Genomic DNA, 14962 nt, shown 5'->3' on the forward strand with positions numbered 1-14962 from the left:
ATCAGCCCGCCGCAAACCGCCCGATCCGATAGGGTTCCATCAGAATGTCCGTGCCGCCTTTCGCGATGATCTCCGCCATGGTCTCACCCACGCCCGGTCCGATCTGGAATCCCGACCCGGAAAAGCCGAAGGCGTAATAGAGGCCGCTGGTCGTCGCGCTCGGCCCCATCACCGGCTGGCTGTCGGGCAGATAGCCCTCGATGCCGGACCACACCCGGATGATATTGAGCTTGCCCAGCGACGGCGCTAGCCGACGGATCTGTTGCAACTGGCTCATCGTATTCTGCGGCTCGACATAGGCGCGATACTGGTCGGGGAAGGATGGCCCCCGCGTGCTGCCGCCCAGCACGATGTTGCCGCGCGCCACCTGCCGGAAATAGACCGTTTCCTCCTCGATCGGCGTCATCACGCCGACGGCGGGCAGGATCGCATAAGGCACAGGCTCGGTCACGCTCATATTCGGCCCGCGCGGTACGATCGGCACCGGCTCGCCAAATTGCGACGACAGCGCATTGCCCCATGCCCCTGCCGTCACCAGCAGGGTCGGCGCGCGGAACGTCCGTCCATCCGCCGCCGTGACGATGAAATCCTCGCCTATTTTCTGCGCATCCACGATCTTCGTGTTTTCGTGGATCACCGCGCCCAGTTTCCGCGCAGCGAGGGCGAAGGCAGGAGCGGCGAGCCGGGGATTGGCATGGCCGTCGGTGGGCGAATAGGAACCGGCCAGAACATCCGGCCCGAAAAAGGGAAATTTGTCGCGCAGCGCGTTGCCGCTCAGCAATTCCAGGTCCAGCCCTTCCGCGCGCGCCTGCGTCGCATACTCCTCCATCGACCCGACCAGTTCGGGCCGCTCGCGATAGCAGACCCGGATATGGCCGGACTGGAGATATTCGACATCCGCGCCCAGCAGTTCGCGCGACTTGCGCCAGATGGCGATCGCGCGATTGGCCAGCGGCAACTGGTGGATGCCGCGTCCCTGCCGCCGGACATTGCCGAAATTGGTGCCGCTCGCCTGCCGCCCGATCAGGTCGGTTTCCAGCAAGGTGACCGAGATGCTATGCCCCCGCAGGAACAGCGCGGCAGACGATCCCATCAACCCGCCGCCCACGATGATGACGTCGCTGGCGGCGCTCATTGTCCGTCTCCGATCGCGATAGGTAGCGGCTTGACCGGCGCCTGTCCGCGCAGGCGACCGACCTGTTCCACCGGCACGCCGGCTTCGGCAGCGATCAGTTCGGCGGCGGCCAGCCCGCAATAGCGTCCCTGGCACCGCCCCATGCCGACCCGGCTGAACGCCTTGGCGCGATTGGCTTCCTGCGCGCCAGTTTCGCGCATCACCGCCCGCAGGTCGCCCGCCGTCACGCCCTCGCAGCGGCACAATATGGCGTCGTCGGGCAGGGCTGGGGCCTGTCGGGCGGGCCATGGAAAGGCCTTCGCCAGCCCGCGCGCGAACCTGGCATATTGGCCGACCTCGCTGCGTAGCGAGGTCATCTCGCCCTTGTCGACCGGCAAGCCAAGATCGCCCAGCGCCGCCAGCCGCCCGCTCGCCTCGGCCGATCGCGCGCCCAATATCTTCGCGCCGTCGCCGGCCAGATAGACGCCCGCCACGCTCGAACGCCCGTCGTCGTCGCGCTCCGGCAACCATTGGCGCGTGCCGGGGTCGAAGGCGAAGGCGCAGCGCGCCAGATCGGCCAGTTGCGTCTCAGGCCGCAGATGATGGCCCATCGCCACCGCATCGCAGGCGATCGTTTCTTCACGGCCTGATCCGGCAAAAAAACGCACACCGCCGACGCCGCTTTCGGCATCGCCCATGATCTCGACCGGCGTCACGCCATGCTGCACCATCACGCCCGCGCGCTTCAGCGTCCGCGTCAGCGCCACCCCGTTCCACAGGACGGAGGGCATCGCCAGCAAATCCGGCAGCGCCTTCAACCGCGCGCCGAACGGCGACGTATCCAGCACCGCCGCCACCTCCGCACCAGCCTCCACATATTGGCTTGCGACCAGATAGAGCAAAGGCCCCGATCCCATGAACACGACCCTGTGCCCGATCGACACCGCCTGGCTTTTGAGCGCCACCTGCGCCCCGCCCAGACTATAGGCCCCCGCAAATTGCCAGCCCTTGACCGGCATCAGCCTGTCGGTCGCGCCGGTGCACAGCAGCAGCGCGTCGAACGGGATAGCCTCCTGAACCGTCGCACTCGCCGTCCAGACATGACCCTTGGCGATATTCCAAACCAATGTTTCGGGTCGATAGTCGATCGCGCCTTTCAGCCCGTCGAACGTCTCGTGCAGCGCCTGCGCCCGTCCGGCCTCGGTGCCATAGAGTTTCCTATAGGGCCGGGTGAAATTGTCCGGCTGGCGGCGATAAATCTGCCCGCCGTCGCGCCGCCCTTCGTCGATCACGATCGGCCGCAGCCCCGCCGCGACACAGGCTTCCGCCGCGCGCGTGCCGGATGGCCCGGCGCCAACGATGATTATACGTGGTTCGGCCATGACGCCCCCGGCTGGCTGGTGACGACGCGCTGGCCCGATGCGGCCAGCGTGGAACAGGCGCGCAGACGATCGCCGCTCTCGGTCCACACCCAGCAATCCTGGCACGCGCCCATCAGGCAGAATCCTGCCCGCTTCTCCGGCCCGAACTCGCTCTGGCGCAACGTCCCGCCCCCGCTCAACAGCGCGACCATCAACGTATCGCCCTCCAGCGCTGCGACCGGCGCGCCATCGACATACAGGGTCACGGGCGGGCGATCAGTTTCGCCCAGTCGAACGAACCGGCTCATGACGCGATCAAGCTTTCATCTCCATGATGGCACAATATGCGGCTGGCCCCCGCCGACCCCTTGTCCAGCCCATGGCGGGGTGGCGGGGTGATGTTGCACAGGCCGTCGACGCGCGCGGCGCAGCGCGGCAGGAATCGGCAAAGATCGGGATGGTCGCCCGCCGCGCCGATCGGCGGGGGCGCAGCCCCGGCATGGCTTTCCTCCAGCCAGCCCGTGCGCATTTCCGGGACCGATCCGATCAGCAGGTTGGTATAGGGGTGGAAGGGGGCGGTGGCGAAGGCTGTGCGCGGTCCCGTCTCGACCATCGTCCCCGAATAGAGGACCAGGATATCGTCGCAAATCGCCCGCACCGTCGAAATATCGTGGCTGATGAACATCGTCGCGATCCCCAGTTCCCGGCGCAGCTCCGCCATCAGCTCCAGGATCGCCGCGCCAACGACGGTATCCAGCGCAGACGTCACCTCGTCGCACAGGATGATTTGCGGGTCGGCCGCCAGCGCGCGGGCCAGGTTGACGCGCTGCTTCTGCCCGCCCGACAGCCCGCCGATATTGCGGTCGATCAGGCTGGCAGGGAGGCGGATCAGGTCCAGCAGTTCCAGCACTCGCAAATGCGCGGCATTGCCCTTCAACCCGGCATAGAAGGCCAGCGGTCGCGCCAATATCTGCCCCACGCTATGCGCAGGATTGAGCGCGGTGTCGGCATTCTGGAACACCAGTTGGATACGGCGAAACTGCTCGCGGCTGCGCCCGTCCAGCCCCGGCGGCAACGGTTCGCCGTCCAGCAGCACCTGCCCGCTCGCCGGGCGCAGCAGCCCGGCGATGACGCGGGCTATGGTCGACTTGCCCGATCCGCTTTCGCCGATCACGCCCAATGTGCCGCCGCGCTCGATCGTCAGGTTGATGTTGCGCAGCACCGGCACGCGCGGCAGTCCATCCTTGCCGATCCTGCCATAGCCGGCCGTCACATTGCGGATTTCCAGCAGCGGCGCGGCGGCGGGCAGGGCGACCTTGACCGGCGTCGGCCGGATCGCCGGGCGCGCTGCGGCCATCAGCGTGCGGGTGTAGTCGTCGGCCGGCGCGTGCAGGATCTGCGCCGCCGCGCCCGCTTCGCGGATGCGACCCTGGCTCAACACCACGATCTGGTCGGCCATCTGCGCCACCACGGCCAGGTCGTGCGACACATAGATGGCGGTCGCCCCGCGCTCCAGCACCACCGCCTTGAACGCGCGCAGCACTTCGATCTGCGTCGTCACGTCCAGCGCCGTGGTCGGCTCGTCCAATATCACCAGTTCGGGATCGGTGATCAGCGCCATCGCCGCCATCAGCCGCTGCAACTGCCCGCCCGACAACTGGTGCGGATAGCGCGCGCCGATCGTGTCGGGGAAGGGCAGGGCGAGCGCGCGGAACAGATCGACCGCCTTCGCCTCCGCCGTGGCGCGCGGCATCAGTCCATGGATCATCGCCGGTTCGATCACCTGATCCATGATCGTGCGCGACGGGTTGAACGCCGACGCGGCGCTCTGCGCGATATAGGCGATGCGATTGCCGCGCAGCTCTGCCAGCGCGCTGCGGTCCAGCGTCGAGATCTCCGCGTCACCTACGCGGATGCTGCCGCCCGCGATGGTCGCGCCCGGCCGGGCATGGCCCAGCAGGGTCAGTGCGATCGTCGTCTTGCCCGACCCGCTCTCGCCGATCAGCGCCAGCACCTCGCCGCGTTGCAACGCGAAATCGATGCCGCTCACGATCGGAAAGCGCTCGCCCGCCGCATTGCGCGCGGTCACGGTCAGGCCTTTGACCTCGACATGGGGCTTTTCCATCATCGGCCTTTCCCCCGTCCCGGCAGCGCATCGATCAGCAGGTTCACGCCCACCGTCAAAGTTGCGATCGCCACCGCCGGCGCCAAGATCGCCAGCGCGCCTTCGCCCAGCCCGGAAATATTCTCCCGCACCAGCGAACCCAGATCCGCGTCGGGCGGCTGGACGCCCAGCCCCAGGAAGGACAGGCCCGACAGCAGCAGCACGATGAACACGAAGCGCAGGCCGAAGTCGGCGAGCAGCGGGTGGATCATGTTGGGCAATATTTCCGTGATGGCGATGTGGAACCGCCCTTCGCCCCGCGCGCGCGCGACCTGCACATAATCCATCTGCGCCAGATTGACCGCCAGCGCGCGGGCGATGCGATAATTGCCCGGCACATAGGTGATCGCGGCGATCAGCAGCAGCAGCGGCAGCGACGACCCGAAGGCTGCGACCAGCACCAGCGAGAAGATTTTGGACGGAATGGAGATCAACATGTCCATGAAGCGCGACAGCGGCTCTTCCACCTTCGCGCCGCCGACGGCCGCAGTCAGCGCCAGCGCCGTGCCGGTCGCGCTCGCCAGCATGGCCGCGGCCGCCGCCAGACCGACCGTATAGCGTGCACCTGATAACAACCGGCTCAGCACATCGCGGCCCAGATAGTCGCTGCCCAGCCAGTGCGCGGCCGATTGCCCTTCGAACACGTCATAGGCCACGAACGCGCCGACCGGATAGGGCGCCAGCATCGGCCCGAACAGCGCTACGGCCAACCAGAAGAGGACCAGCGTCAGGCCGACCTTGCCCGACAGCGGCAGGGTTTTCGCCCGTTTGAAAGCGGAAGCGATCATTGTGCGCGCAGCCTGGGGTTGGCGAGGATCGCGGTCACGTCCGCGATCAGCATCAGGAGGAGATAGGCCGCGCAAAATATCATGGCGCAGGCCTGGAGCAGCGGCATGTCGCGGCTGGTGACGGCATTGACCATCAGGCTGGCGAGGCCGGGATAGTTGAAGATCGTCTCCACGATCACCGCCCCGCCAAGCAGGTAGGACAGGCTCAATGCCATCGCGTTGACGATCGGCGCGATCGCATTGGGCATGATATGCTTCAGCACCACCTGCACCGGCGCGACGCCCTTCAGCACCGCCATCTCGACATAGGGTCGGTCCATCTGGTCGATCACCGCCGCCCGCGTCATCCGCGCCATTTGCGCGATGACGACGACGCTCAATGTCAGGATCGGCATGGCGACCCCGCGCAGATAGTCGCCCCATCCCATCTCTTCGGAAGCCAGCGCGATGGAGGGCAGCCAGCGCAGCTTCACCGAAAAGATCAGCACCGCGATCGTCGCCACCAGAAATTCCGGCACCGCCACCATGGACAAGGTGGCGATATTGAGCGCCCGGTCGATCCTTCCCCCCCGGTTCATCGCCGATCCGATGCCGATCGTCAGCGCCACCGGCACGGCCACCAGCGCCGTCAGCGCGGCCAGCAGCAGGCTGTTGGGCAGGCGCTCGGCAATCACCCCCGCCACCGGCATATTGGCCACCATCGACTGGCCCGGATCGCCGCTGACCATGCCCGTCAGCCAACTGGCGTAACGCACATAGGCCGGGCGATCGAGGCCCATTTCATGGCGTAGCGCCGCGACCTGTTCTGCTGTGGCGCTCTGCCCCAGCGCTTCCTGCGCCGCGTCGCCGGGCAGCAGTTGCGCGATGACGAAGATCGTCACCGACACCAGCAGCAGCGTCAGCAACGACGATGCAAACCGCTTTCCGATCAGGCTTAGCGCGGCCTTCATGCCGCTTTGGGAGGATGCGCCCGCCATCAGCCTTCCCACCACACATGTTCGGCGAATTGATAGCCCATCAGGCCCCCTAGCGAGACGGGATACAGCCCCTTCAACCGCCGGTCATAGCCATCGATCAGGCTGATGAACACCGGGATGCCGACCCCGCAATGGTCGTGGACCAGCCCCTGCATCTCGCCATAAAGCTGCTTGCGCCGTGCCTGGTCCGCCTCGCCCCGCGCCTCCAGCAACAGCCGGTCGAAGCGCGGATTCTTCCACCCGCTCTCATTCCACGCCGCATCGGATTTGTAGAAAAGGCTGAACAGCAGGTCGGCGGTCGGGCGCGGGTTGGTGTTGCCGAAACCCAGCGGATGCTTCATCCAGTGGGTCGACCAATAGCCGTCCGCTGGCACCCGGTTGACGGCCAGCTTCAACCCCACGCGCGACCCATATTCCTGCAATATCGACGCCATGTCGACCGATCCGTCCGCGGCGGGCGAGGCATAGACGGGCAGGCGCACGCCGGTCAGGCCCGCGCGCTGCAAATGCCATTTCGCCTTGTCCAGGTCGAGCGACCGCTGCGGCAGGTCGGCGCGATAATAGGGGTGGAAGGGCGGGATCGGCTGATCGTTGGCGATCGTCGCATAGCCGCGATAGAGCGCCCGTTTGATCAGCGGCCGGTCGATCAGATATTGCATCGCCGCGACGAAATGCGGATTGCCGGTCGGCAACTGCCGCTGCTGCATGATGAGGTTGGTGTAGAGCCCTGACTGCGTTTCCAGCAGCGCATGGCCACGCGACGCCATGATCCGCTTGGTCGATCGCGGGTTGACCGCGATCACCAGATGGACGTCACCCGACAGCAACGCATTGACCCGGCTGACCTCGTCGGGAATGCCGATCAACTCGATCTCGTCCAGATAGGGCTTGCCCGGTTTCCAATAATTGGGATTGCGCCGCGCCAGCGTCCGAACGCCGGGCCGGAACTGAGCGCACATATAGGGGCCGGTGCCGTTGGCCGTGCGAAAATCGCGCGTGCCCGCGCGCAGGATCAGGAAATGGGACTGCGCCAATATGGTCGGCAAATCCGCATTGGGCCCGGTCAGGCGAATGGTCAGCTCATGCCGTCCGGTCGCCTTGACCTGCGCAAACTGCTCGGCGATCTGCGCCATCTTCGACCCGGTCGCTGCATCCTTGTGCCGCAACAGCGACCAGACGACATCGGCCGCGGTCAGGTCCGCGCCGTCATGGAATGTCACGCCCTTGCGCAGCCGCACATGCCAGGCGATTTGGTCGGTGCTGTCCATCCGTTCGGCCAGCGCCGGCCGCGCGATCAATTGCCGGTCCAGCACGGTCAGCCCGCTATAGAACATATAATGGCGCACATAGTCGGTCGACAATGCGCCCTTGGCCGGGTCCAGCGTGTCGGCGGTCGAGCTGGACAGGCTGGCGACACGGATGCGCCCGCCCACTCGCGGCCTGCTCGCCGCCAGCGCGCCGTCGGGCAGCAGCAGCCCGGCGCCGATGCCAAGCCCCGCGCCGATCAAGTCCCGCCGGGAAAAGGGCGACATGGCGTCCGTCAATGGATCACATCCTGCCATTTGTACCACAGGCCCACCAGAGGCAGGAACCAGGGCTTGCCGAAATGGCCCGGTACGCTCGGCCAATCCAGCCCGGTCCAGGGATTTGCGTCCGGCTCGCCGCTCATCACGCGCGCCATCTGTTGCCCCATATGGGTCGCCATCTGCACGCCATGGCCGCTATAGCCCATCGAATAATAGAGCCCGTCCGTCTCGCCCGCGCGGGGCAGGCGGTCGGCGGTCAGGTCGACCATTCCGCCCCATATATGGTCGATGCCCACGCCCTTGAGCGCCGGGAACATCTCCCCCATCGCCTGCTCCAGGATCAGCCCGCTTTTCGCGTCCGACCGGGGATCGCTGATCGCAAAACGCGCCCGCCCGCCGAAGATCAGGCGGTTGTCGGGCGCCAGCCGAAAATAATTGCCGATAGCCTTGCTGGTCACATAGTTGCGTCGTCCCGGCAGCAGCCGGTCGATCAGCGCGTCGTCCAGCGGCTGCGTCGCGATGATGAAGCTGCCGACCGACACGATCCGCCGACGGAAGAAGCCGAAAGGACCAACAGAAGGCGCGCCGCCGGTGGCGACCAGTAGCTGCTTCGCCGTTACCGTCCCGCGCGAAGACGTCACGCGCCAGCCTTGCGGTACGCGCAGGAAATCACTGACGTCGGCACCTTCGTAAATCCGCGCCCCGGCCCGCGCCGCCGCTTCCGCCAGCCCAACGCCAAACCGCCCCGGATGCACCTGCGCACTGGTCGTCTGGACCAGCGCGCCGTGGAAAGCGTCCGACCCCACTTCCTCGCGGATGCGGTCGGGCGGCACCAGCCGGACATGCTCGTCCACCTCGGCGGCCAGCAAATCATGCGCCCGCACCAGCTTGTCATAATGCGCGGGCTTCGCCGCCAACTTCACCCGGCCGCAGCGGGTGAAGTTGCAGTCGATGTCTTCTTCGCGCGCCAGCCGCTCGACCGTATCGACGGCGTCGCAATGGGCACGATAATAGGCTTTGGCGATCTCCTTCCCGAACCGGGCGGACAGCGCGCCATAGTCATGGGCCGTGCCATTATTGCACTGGCCCCCGTTGCGACCCGAAGCCTCTCCGACGACGCGCCCCTTCTCCAGCAGCACGACGCTGGCCCCGCGCTTGCCCAGCGCCAGCGCCGCCGACAGGCCGGTAAAGCCGCCGCCGATGATGGCGACGTCCGCCATGCCTTCGACTCCGCCCTCCGCCCCGCCGGTGAAGGCCGGGGCGCTGGCGAGCCAGTAGGAGAGGGGGGAGGGCGCAGTCATGATCGGATCAGAGGCCCACGACCGCGGGCAGACAACCGATATGGGGAATTTCGACGTCGCGATAGAAGGGGTTGGACGGCTCATGCCCACGCCCCACGAACACGCGGCAGCCGAAATGCAAATCGGTCGCCGTATTCTGGTCGTAGCGGAAGCTGGAGGAGACGTGCATCATATCCTCCGGGCTGGCGCCCAACTGGTCGAACATATATTCGAACGCCTGCATCCGCGGCTTGTACGCCTGCGCCATTTGCGCGGTATAGACTGCGTGGAACGGCGCGCAGAGCATCGCGACGTTATGATGGATCTGCTCGTTCATCGCGTTGGACAGGATGACCAGCGGAATCTTGTCGCCGATCTGGCTCAGGCCACCGGCGACATCATCATGCGGCCCCCATGTCGGCACGGCGGCATAGACCGCATCGGCGTCCGTCTCGTTATAGGCCACGCCCCATTTCTCGCACGTCCGGCGCAACGAATTGCGGATGATCTCCTGATAGGGTTCCCAGTCGCCCATCACCTGGTCGAAGCGGTACGCGCCCCAATCCTTGCAGAAAGCGGGCAGTTTTTCCGCATCGATGCGATCGGCCATGAAGGTGGTCGCCATATCCGTCATGCGGAAACGGGTCAGCGTCCCATAGCAATCGAAGCTGATATATTTGGGCCGGAAATTGGGCATCGGCGGAGCGTCCTTTGCGAGTTCTACAGGTGGCCCGTGGGGCCGTGTGACAGGAGCATTACGACATGGCAGGGCCGGAACATGCACCCGATTGGATCGGGTCGGGACGCAGATTTCAGGCTTTATAGCATGGGTTTCGGCATCATTTGCCGTGCGCCTTTCAAGCGCGCGATCAAGGACCGATCATAGCCGAAAAGCCATATGGCGCACAGATGCGCGGCATGGAATGTCGCACGCTCAATAGCCCCGGTCGCGCGCGACTTCGCCGTCCATCGGCCGGCCCTCGGCAAAGCGCCGGATATTGGCGATCAGCGCGCGCGCCGCGCCATCCGGGCGGGTCATGCTGGCGACATGCGGCGTCAGCATTATGCGCGGATGCGTCCAAAAAGGATGGCCGGCCGGCAGCGGCTCCGGCTCTGTCACATCCAGCACAGCGCCCGAAAGATGCCCCTCATCCAGCAGCGACAGCAGATCATGCTTCACCAGATGCGCGCCCCGCCCGACATTGATGACCGCCGCGCCGCGCGGCAGTTGAGACAATGTATTCCGGCACAAAATGCCGCGCGTCTCGTCGGTCAGCGGCAGCAGGCAGATGAGGATATCGCAGCCTGGCAGAAACGCCGTCAGCCCATCTTCGCCAGCATGACAATCGACCCCGTTGATCGCGTGGGCCGACCGGCTCCATCCCGACAGGGCAAAACCGAACGGCTGCAACGTCTGCAACACCGCCCGGCCCAGATTGCCCAGCCCCATCACGCCGATCCGCCGCTCGCCCGCAGGTGTCAGCTTGATCGGCGCCCAGCGGCCCTCGCGCTGCGCGATGCCATAATCGATCAGGTTCCGGTGCAGCGCCAGCACCGCCATCGTTGCATATTCGACCATGCCGGCCGCTATCCCCGGCTCGATCATGCGGACCACCCGCATATGGGGCGGCAGCGCGTCCATGTCGAACTGGTCGATCCCCGCGCCGATCGAAAAAAGCACGTCCAGATTGGGCAGGCTGGTGATTAACTCCGCCGATGGCGCCCAGGCGGCGAGATAGCGGATCGCGGCTGGATCATAGGATTGGGAAGGATCGACGAAGCCGATGTCGGGCGCGTCCTCCGCGAAAATCGCGCGCCAGATACGGCCGCGCGCGGGATCGGACGTGTAGAGCAGGGTCATGACATGGTCTTTCGAACGGGGCGGCGGCGCTGGGCGGCAGCCTGCCACCACAGGATGGGGCCGGAAAGGGCGAGCGCCGCCAACGCCAGCGCGATGAACAGGATCAGCGCCGGACCGGCCGGTCCCGCCACTTCGCCACTATGGATCGGCAGCACCGTCATCCGCAGCGCGCTATTCTGCTGGGCGCGGGTCGCGCCGACGATATGGGGCCGGGACAGGGTGACGATGACGCGATGCACCGCACGCGCATTGCTTTCGGGCGCGCGGAAATTGACGATCATACGGTCGCCATCGATCCGCAGGTCGCGCAGCGCGCTGTCGGGAAAGGCGCTCTGCGCCAGCGTCAGGCTGCGGTCGACCGCGGCCGCGGGGACGGCGACCGCACTCGGCACCGCGCTGGCGTCGGCCAGTTCGGGCAGGATCAGCAGCAGGCCGCTTCCGGCGAGCATGACCAGGAAAGCGGCGGCGACCACGCCGACCGTGCGATGCGCCTGCCGCAGCACCTGCCGCGGGGCCAGCGACCAGCGGATCGTCAGCGCCTTGGCGATGTTGCGCTTGGGCCACCAGAAAGCGAGGCCGCTCGCCGCCATGGTCAGCAGCGCCAGCGCGTTGATCGCGACCATCGCCATGCCGGCCTTGCCCGCCATCAGCCGATAATGGATTTGCAGCGCGGCCTCGACCGGGAAGGCGAACAGGCCGCCCGCGCGCAACACGGCGCCACCGGCCGGATCGATCGAGGCATAGCCGGTGCGACCCTCCTCGTTGGCCAGTTGCGCGAACCAGGTCGCGCCGTCGCTGTCTGGCGCGAACAGGCGGACGACATGGCGGCCCGGCATGACCCGGTTCGCCCGCGCCACCGCATCACCGGGCGACAGGGCCGCCCCGGTCGCCTGGCTCGTCATGCCCACCGGGTCGATCGCCCGCGCCGCCGGACCGCGATACAGCAGCATCGCGCCGGTCAGCGCCTGCGCCAGCAGGAACGGCGCGATAACCAGGCCGATAATGCGGTGGGTGCGGAGCCATTGTGCGCGGGTCATGATGCGCCTCTTGCTGTCGAAAAAAAGAACAAGGCCGCCGACGTCCTCAAGGCTTGGAGGGAGGCCCAAGCCTTGGAATGAGGAAAGTCGGCGGCCGATCGGAGCCTTGCGGCTCCGATGTCAGCGCATCAGAAGTTAAACGTCGCCCGCAGCGTGAACGAGCGCGGCATACCCGGCTGCACCCACAGCGCCGCATAGGAACTGGCATAATATTTTTTGTCGAACAGGTTATCGACATTGGCCGACAGCTTGATCTGGTCGTTGATCGTCACTGACCCCAATATCTTCGCGATGGTGTAGCTGGGCAGGAAGAAGGTCGTCGCGGTTTCCCCCAGACGCTTGCCGACATGGCTCACGCCGCCGCCCAACATCGCCTCATGCTCGCCGATCGAAAAATTCTTGAACAGCAGCGCATTGCCCTGATGCTTGGGAATGTTGATCAGCGGGTCGCCCTTCAGGATCGGTTGGCCGAAATTGGGATCGGTGACATTGGTCGCCCATCCTGCGTCGGTATAGGCATAGGTCAGGAACAGTTCGAACCCGGCCGGCAACTTGGCGTTGAGGTCAAATTCCACGCCCTTGCTGTCGGCGGCGCCCACCGGCTTGGAAAAACCGGGATTGGCCGGATCGGTGGACAGGACGTTGGTCTTCTTCATCTTGTACAATGACAGGGTGCTGGTGATGCGGCCGTCCGGCGTCACGAACTTGCCGCCGACTTCGTAGGATTCGCTGATTTCCGGTTCGAAAGGCTGGCCATCGGCGCCCACGCCGCTATTTGGCCGGAATCCCTTTCCATAGCTGGCGTAGACGGACAAGCTATTGGTCGGTTCGAACACCATTCCGGCCATTGGACTGAATTTGGTGTAGGATTTTCTGGGATTGGTGCCGTTCAGGCGCAGGTCGATGTCTTGGCTGAAATCATCATATCGTCCACCAAAGCGGACCTTGAACTGCTCGGTGATCTCGACCTGATCCTGGGCGTAGACGCCCCATGCCTTTTGAATTTCGGTCGCGTTCTGGATCACCGCCGTGGGGGTTGGGGCGGGGATGGCGTAATCGGGGTTGAAGATGTCGATCGAATAGCTTTGGTCGGTGGCGGTGGGCCGATAGCGGGTCTGGAAATAGTCAATCTTGAACCGGTCATAATCCGCGCCGACGCGGATATTATGGACGATCGATCCGGTTTCCAGCTTGCCGCTGATTTCGCCGCGGAACACCATATATTTGGTGCTATAGTCGCGGTAACGGCGCTGGCGCGACAGGGTCCGTCCGTCATCGTCCAGCATCTGGCGGCCGAGCACCAATTCGGGGTCGCTCGAATAGCCCTTGAAGCTGGTATCCTTATATCCCGCGCCCAGCATCAGCGTCCAATCGTTGCTGAAATCATGCTGATATTGCGCCTGGTGGCCCAGCACCTCGACCTCGGTCGGGCCATCATTTGGGTTGCTGAGATAGCGGGAATTGGGAATCGCGCCCAGATCATAGCTGATCGCGCCATTCGCATTGATCGTTGGGATCGCGACCACGCCGCGCTCGAACGGGACTTCCTGGTTCACATATTCCAGTTCGTAGGTGAAGATGTCCTTGTCCGACAACTTGGCCAGGAAAGTCGGGTTCACCGTATATTTGCGTGTTTCAACAGTATCGCGGAAGCTTTCGGCATCTTCGACAGACCCGTTGATGCGGATCGCCACGCTGTCGCTCAGGGGCAGGTTATAATCGCCCTCCACCCGGTAATTGTCCCATTTGCCTGCTGCGACGGAAAAGCTGCCGCCTTCCTTGAAGGTTGGCTTCTTGGTGACGATGTTGATCGTGCCACCCGGCTCGCCGCGCCCGAATAACGCCGAATTCGGTCCCTTGAGCACTTCGATCCGTTCGACATTGGATGCATCGCGCGGGCCGCCATAGCCGCGGCCGCCGTTGAATCCGTTGACCAGGAAGCCGCTGGGGAAATTCTCGTCGCCGGCAAAGCCGCGGATCGCGAAACTGTCCCACAGGCCGCCGAAATTATTCTGCTTCGACACGCCGCTCGCCAATTCCAGCGCGGTGTCGAGCCGGGTTATGTTCAGGCTGTCGAGCAGCTTGCCTTCCAGAAACTGGACGGCCTGCGGGATTTCCTTGACCGGCGTGTCGCCGAAATATTGCCGCTTCAGGCCGGTGACGACGATCTCGCCGTCCGCGGCTGCGGCAGCGGGTTGCTGCGCCTGTGCGGCGGAAGACAGGGCGATGGCGGCGGTGCTGGCGATAAAGGCCAGGCGAAGGGTCGATGATGTGCGCATGATGTTATCCCCTTATGAAGTCGCTGTTCCCGAATGTCCTGCGAAACGGGGACCGGCTGGTTTTCTTCTTGTTTCCCGCGCGGATGTTGCATCCTGTCGTCGGGGCCGGGCCACGGGGTGTTTTCGATCACCTCTTCTAAGGACGAGGCTAGGTTGAGTTACGGATATATTACGTCAAACTTGGCGCATGGGACGGTGCAAAATTGTGAATCGCGGGGCGCGACGGCATGAAAATGCGGCGTTCGATTGCGGCCCCGACCCATGCGAAAATCCCGAAAAAGGGCTGCTTCCAGGGCGAAGCGGCCCTGCGACCATCTAGAGATGTTTGAGCCACCAGATATCCTTGCGGCGGACGTGAAATAGCCGGTCAGTTGATAGTCGATGAGGACGAAGCCGGCGGTCATCAGCGCAAGTCTCATCAAAAAATGCGGATTATTCCGGCAGGTGGGGGAGGACGAAGGACAGCGAGGCGCGATATTCCTCATGATCGACCTTCTTGTCGGTCGTCTGGCCGACATAGATCGCCATCAGCACATTGATGCCCTGATTGCGCAGCTTGATCGTGGCGGTGCCAT

The 14962-nt window shown here is 64.9% G+C and carries 13 protein-coding genes; all 13 read right to left on the minus strand.

The features are described 5' to 3' along the window. Position 1 precedes the first annotated feature (1 nt). Positions 2-1135, minus strand: a complete 1134-nt coding sequence (locus EWH12_RS15595) for an NAD(P)/FAD-dependent oxidoreductase (RefSeq protein ID WP_129927146.1) — start codon at positions 1133-1135, stop codon at positions 2-4. Further along, on the minus strand, positions 1132-2496 hold the full coding sequence (locus EWH12_RS15600) for an FAD/NAD(P)-dependent oxidoreductase (protein WP_129927147.1): 1365 nt from the start codon (positions 2494-2496) through the stop codon (positions 1132-1134). The genes EWH12_RS15595 and EWH12_RS15600 overlap by 4 nt, the downstream gene beginning before the upstream one ends. Further along, the gene (locus tag EWH12_RS15605) at positions 2478-2783 is read right to left on the minus strand and encodes a (2Fe-2S)-binding protein (RefSeq protein WP_129927148.1); all 306 of its coding nucleotides are present in this window, start codon (positions 2781-2783) and stop codon (positions 2478-2480) included. The genes EWH12_RS15600 and EWH12_RS15605 overlap by 19 nt, the downstream gene beginning before the upstream one ends. Next, entirely contained in the window at positions 2780-4603 is a 1824-nt protein-coding gene (locus EWH12_RS15610) for an ABC transporter ATP-binding protein (protein WP_129927149.1), read from the minus strand. Before EWH12_RS15610 ends, EWH12_RS15605 begins: the two co-directional genes overlap by 4 nt. Next, on the minus strand, positions 4600-5427 hold the full coding sequence (locus EWH12_RS15615) for an ABC transporter permease (protein WP_129927150.1): 828 nt from the start codon (positions 5425-5427) through the stop codon (positions 4600-4602). The genes EWH12_RS15610 and EWH12_RS15615 overlap by 4 nt, the downstream gene beginning before the upstream one ends. Beyond that, positions 5424-6404 carry an ABC transporter permease gene (locus EWH12_RS15620; protein WP_207212418.1) on the minus strand — a complete coding sequence of 327 codons (981 nt, stop codon included), beginning with the start codon at positions 6402-6404 and terminating at the stop codon, positions 5424-5426. Before EWH12_RS15620 ends, EWH12_RS15615 begins: the two co-directional genes overlap by 4 nt. Further along, positions 6404-7948, minus strand: a complete 1545-nt coding sequence (locus tag EWH12_RS15625) for an ABC transporter substrate-binding protein (protein WP_129927151.1) — start codon at positions 7946-7948, stop codon at positions 6404-6406. The genes EWH12_RS15620 and EWH12_RS15625 overlap by 1 nt, the downstream gene beginning before the upstream one ends. Further along, positions 7945-9231: an NAD(P)/FAD-dependent oxidoreductase gene (locus tag EWH12_RS15630; RefSeq protein ID WP_129927152.1), complete on the minus strand. Its 1287-nt coding sequence runs from the start codon at positions 9229-9231 to the stop codon at positions 7945-7947. The genes EWH12_RS15625 and EWH12_RS15630 overlap by 4 nt, the downstream gene beginning before the upstream one ends. A 7-nt stretch (positions 9232-9238) precedes the next feature. Further along, positions 9239-9907 carry a haloacid dehalogenase type II gene (locus EWH12_RS15635; protein WP_129927153.1) on the minus strand — a complete coding sequence of 223 codons (669 nt, stop codon included), beginning with the start codon at positions 9905-9907 and terminating at the stop codon, positions 9239-9241. Positions 9908-10144: 237 nt separating this feature from the next. Continuing rightward, positions 10145-11071, minus strand: a complete 927-nt coding sequence (locus EWH12_RS15640; RefSeq protein WP_129927154.1) for a 2-hydroxyacid dehydrogenase — start codon at positions 11069-11071, stop codon at positions 10145-10147. Next, positions 11068-12108 carry a PepSY-associated TM helix domain-containing protein gene (locus tag EWH12_RS15645; RefSeq protein ID WP_129927155.1) on the minus strand — a complete coding sequence of 347 codons (1041 nt, stop codon included), beginning with the start codon at positions 12106-12108 and terminating at the stop codon, positions 11068-11070. The genes EWH12_RS15640 and EWH12_RS15645 overlap by 4 nt, the downstream gene beginning before the upstream one ends. Before the next feature lie 128 nt (positions 12109-12236). After that, positions 12237-14387 (minus strand): TonB-dependent siderophore receptor, encoded by a 2151-nt coding sequence (locus EWH12_RS15650; RefSeq protein ID WP_129927156.1) that lies wholly within the window; start codon positions 14385-14387, stop codon positions 12237-12239. 158 nt (positions 14388-14545) lie between these two features. Further along, a complete protein-coding gene (locus tag EWH12_RS15655; protein WP_129927157.1) occupies positions 14546-14791 on the minus strand; it encodes a hypothetical protein in 246 nt (81 codons plus the stop codon). Positions 14792-14962: the final 171 nt, after the last annotated feature.

The organism is Sphingobium cupriresistens, assembly GCF_004152865.1.
Taxonomy (GTDB): domain Bacteria; phylum Pseudomonadota; class Alphaproteobacteria; order Sphingomonadales; family Sphingomonadaceae; genus Sphingobium; species Sphingobium cupriresistens.

What these genes read in the sequence shown, in the direction of transcription:
- EWH12_RS15595 (WP_129927146.1), bottom strand. Translation starts at nt 1,135, where the DNA reads ATGAGCGCCGCCAGCGACGTCATCATCGTGGGCGGCGGGTTGATGGGA.
- EWH12_RS15600 (WP_129927147.1), bottom strand. Translation starts at nt 2,496, where the DNA reads ATGGCCGAACCACGTATAATCATCGTTGGCGCCGGGCCATCCGGCACG.
- EWH12_RS15605 (WP_129927148.1), bottom strand. Translation starts at nt 2,783, where the DNA reads ATGAGCCGGTTCGTTCGACTGGGCGAAACTGATCGCCCGCCCGTGACC.
- EWH12_RS15610 (WP_129927149.1), bottom strand. Translation starts at nt 4,603, where the DNA reads ATGATGGAAAAGCCCCATGTCGAGGTCAAAGGCCTGACCGTGACCGCG.
- EWH12_RS15615 (WP_129927150.1), bottom strand. Translation starts at nt 5,427, where the DNA reads ATGATCGCTTCCGCTTTCAAACGGGCGAAAACCCTGCCGCTGTCGGGC.
- EWH12_RS15620 (WP_207212418.1), bottom strand. Translation starts at nt 6,404, where the DNA reads ATGGCGGGCGCATCCTCCCAAAGCGGCATGAAGGCCGCGCTAAGCCTG.
- EWH12_RS15630 (WP_129927152.1), bottom strand. Translation starts at nt 9,231, where the DNA reads ATGACTGCGCCCTCCCCCCTCTCCTACTGGCTCGCCAGCGCCCCGGCC.
- EWH12_RS15635 (WP_129927153.1), bottom strand. Translation starts at nt 9,907, where the DNA reads ATGCCCAATTTCCGGCCCAAATATATCAGCTTCGATTGCTATGGGACG.
- EWH12_RS15640 (WP_129927154.1), bottom strand. Translation starts at nt 11,071, where the DNA reads ATGACCCTGCTCTACACGTCCGATCCCGCGCGCGGCCGTATCTGGCGC.
- EWH12_RS15645 (WP_129927155.1), bottom strand. Translation starts at nt 12,108, where the DNA reads ATGACCCGCGCACAATGGCTCCGCACCCACCGCATTATCGGCCTGGTT.
- EWH12_RS15650 (WP_129927156.1), bottom strand. Translation starts at nt 14,387, where the DNA reads ATGCGCACATCATCGACCCTTCGCCTGGCCTTTATCGCCAGCACCGCC.
- EWH12_RS15655 (WP_129927157.1), bottom strand. Translation starts at nt 14,791, where the DNA reads ATGACCGCCGGCTTCGTCCTCATCGACTATCAACTGACCGGCTATTTC.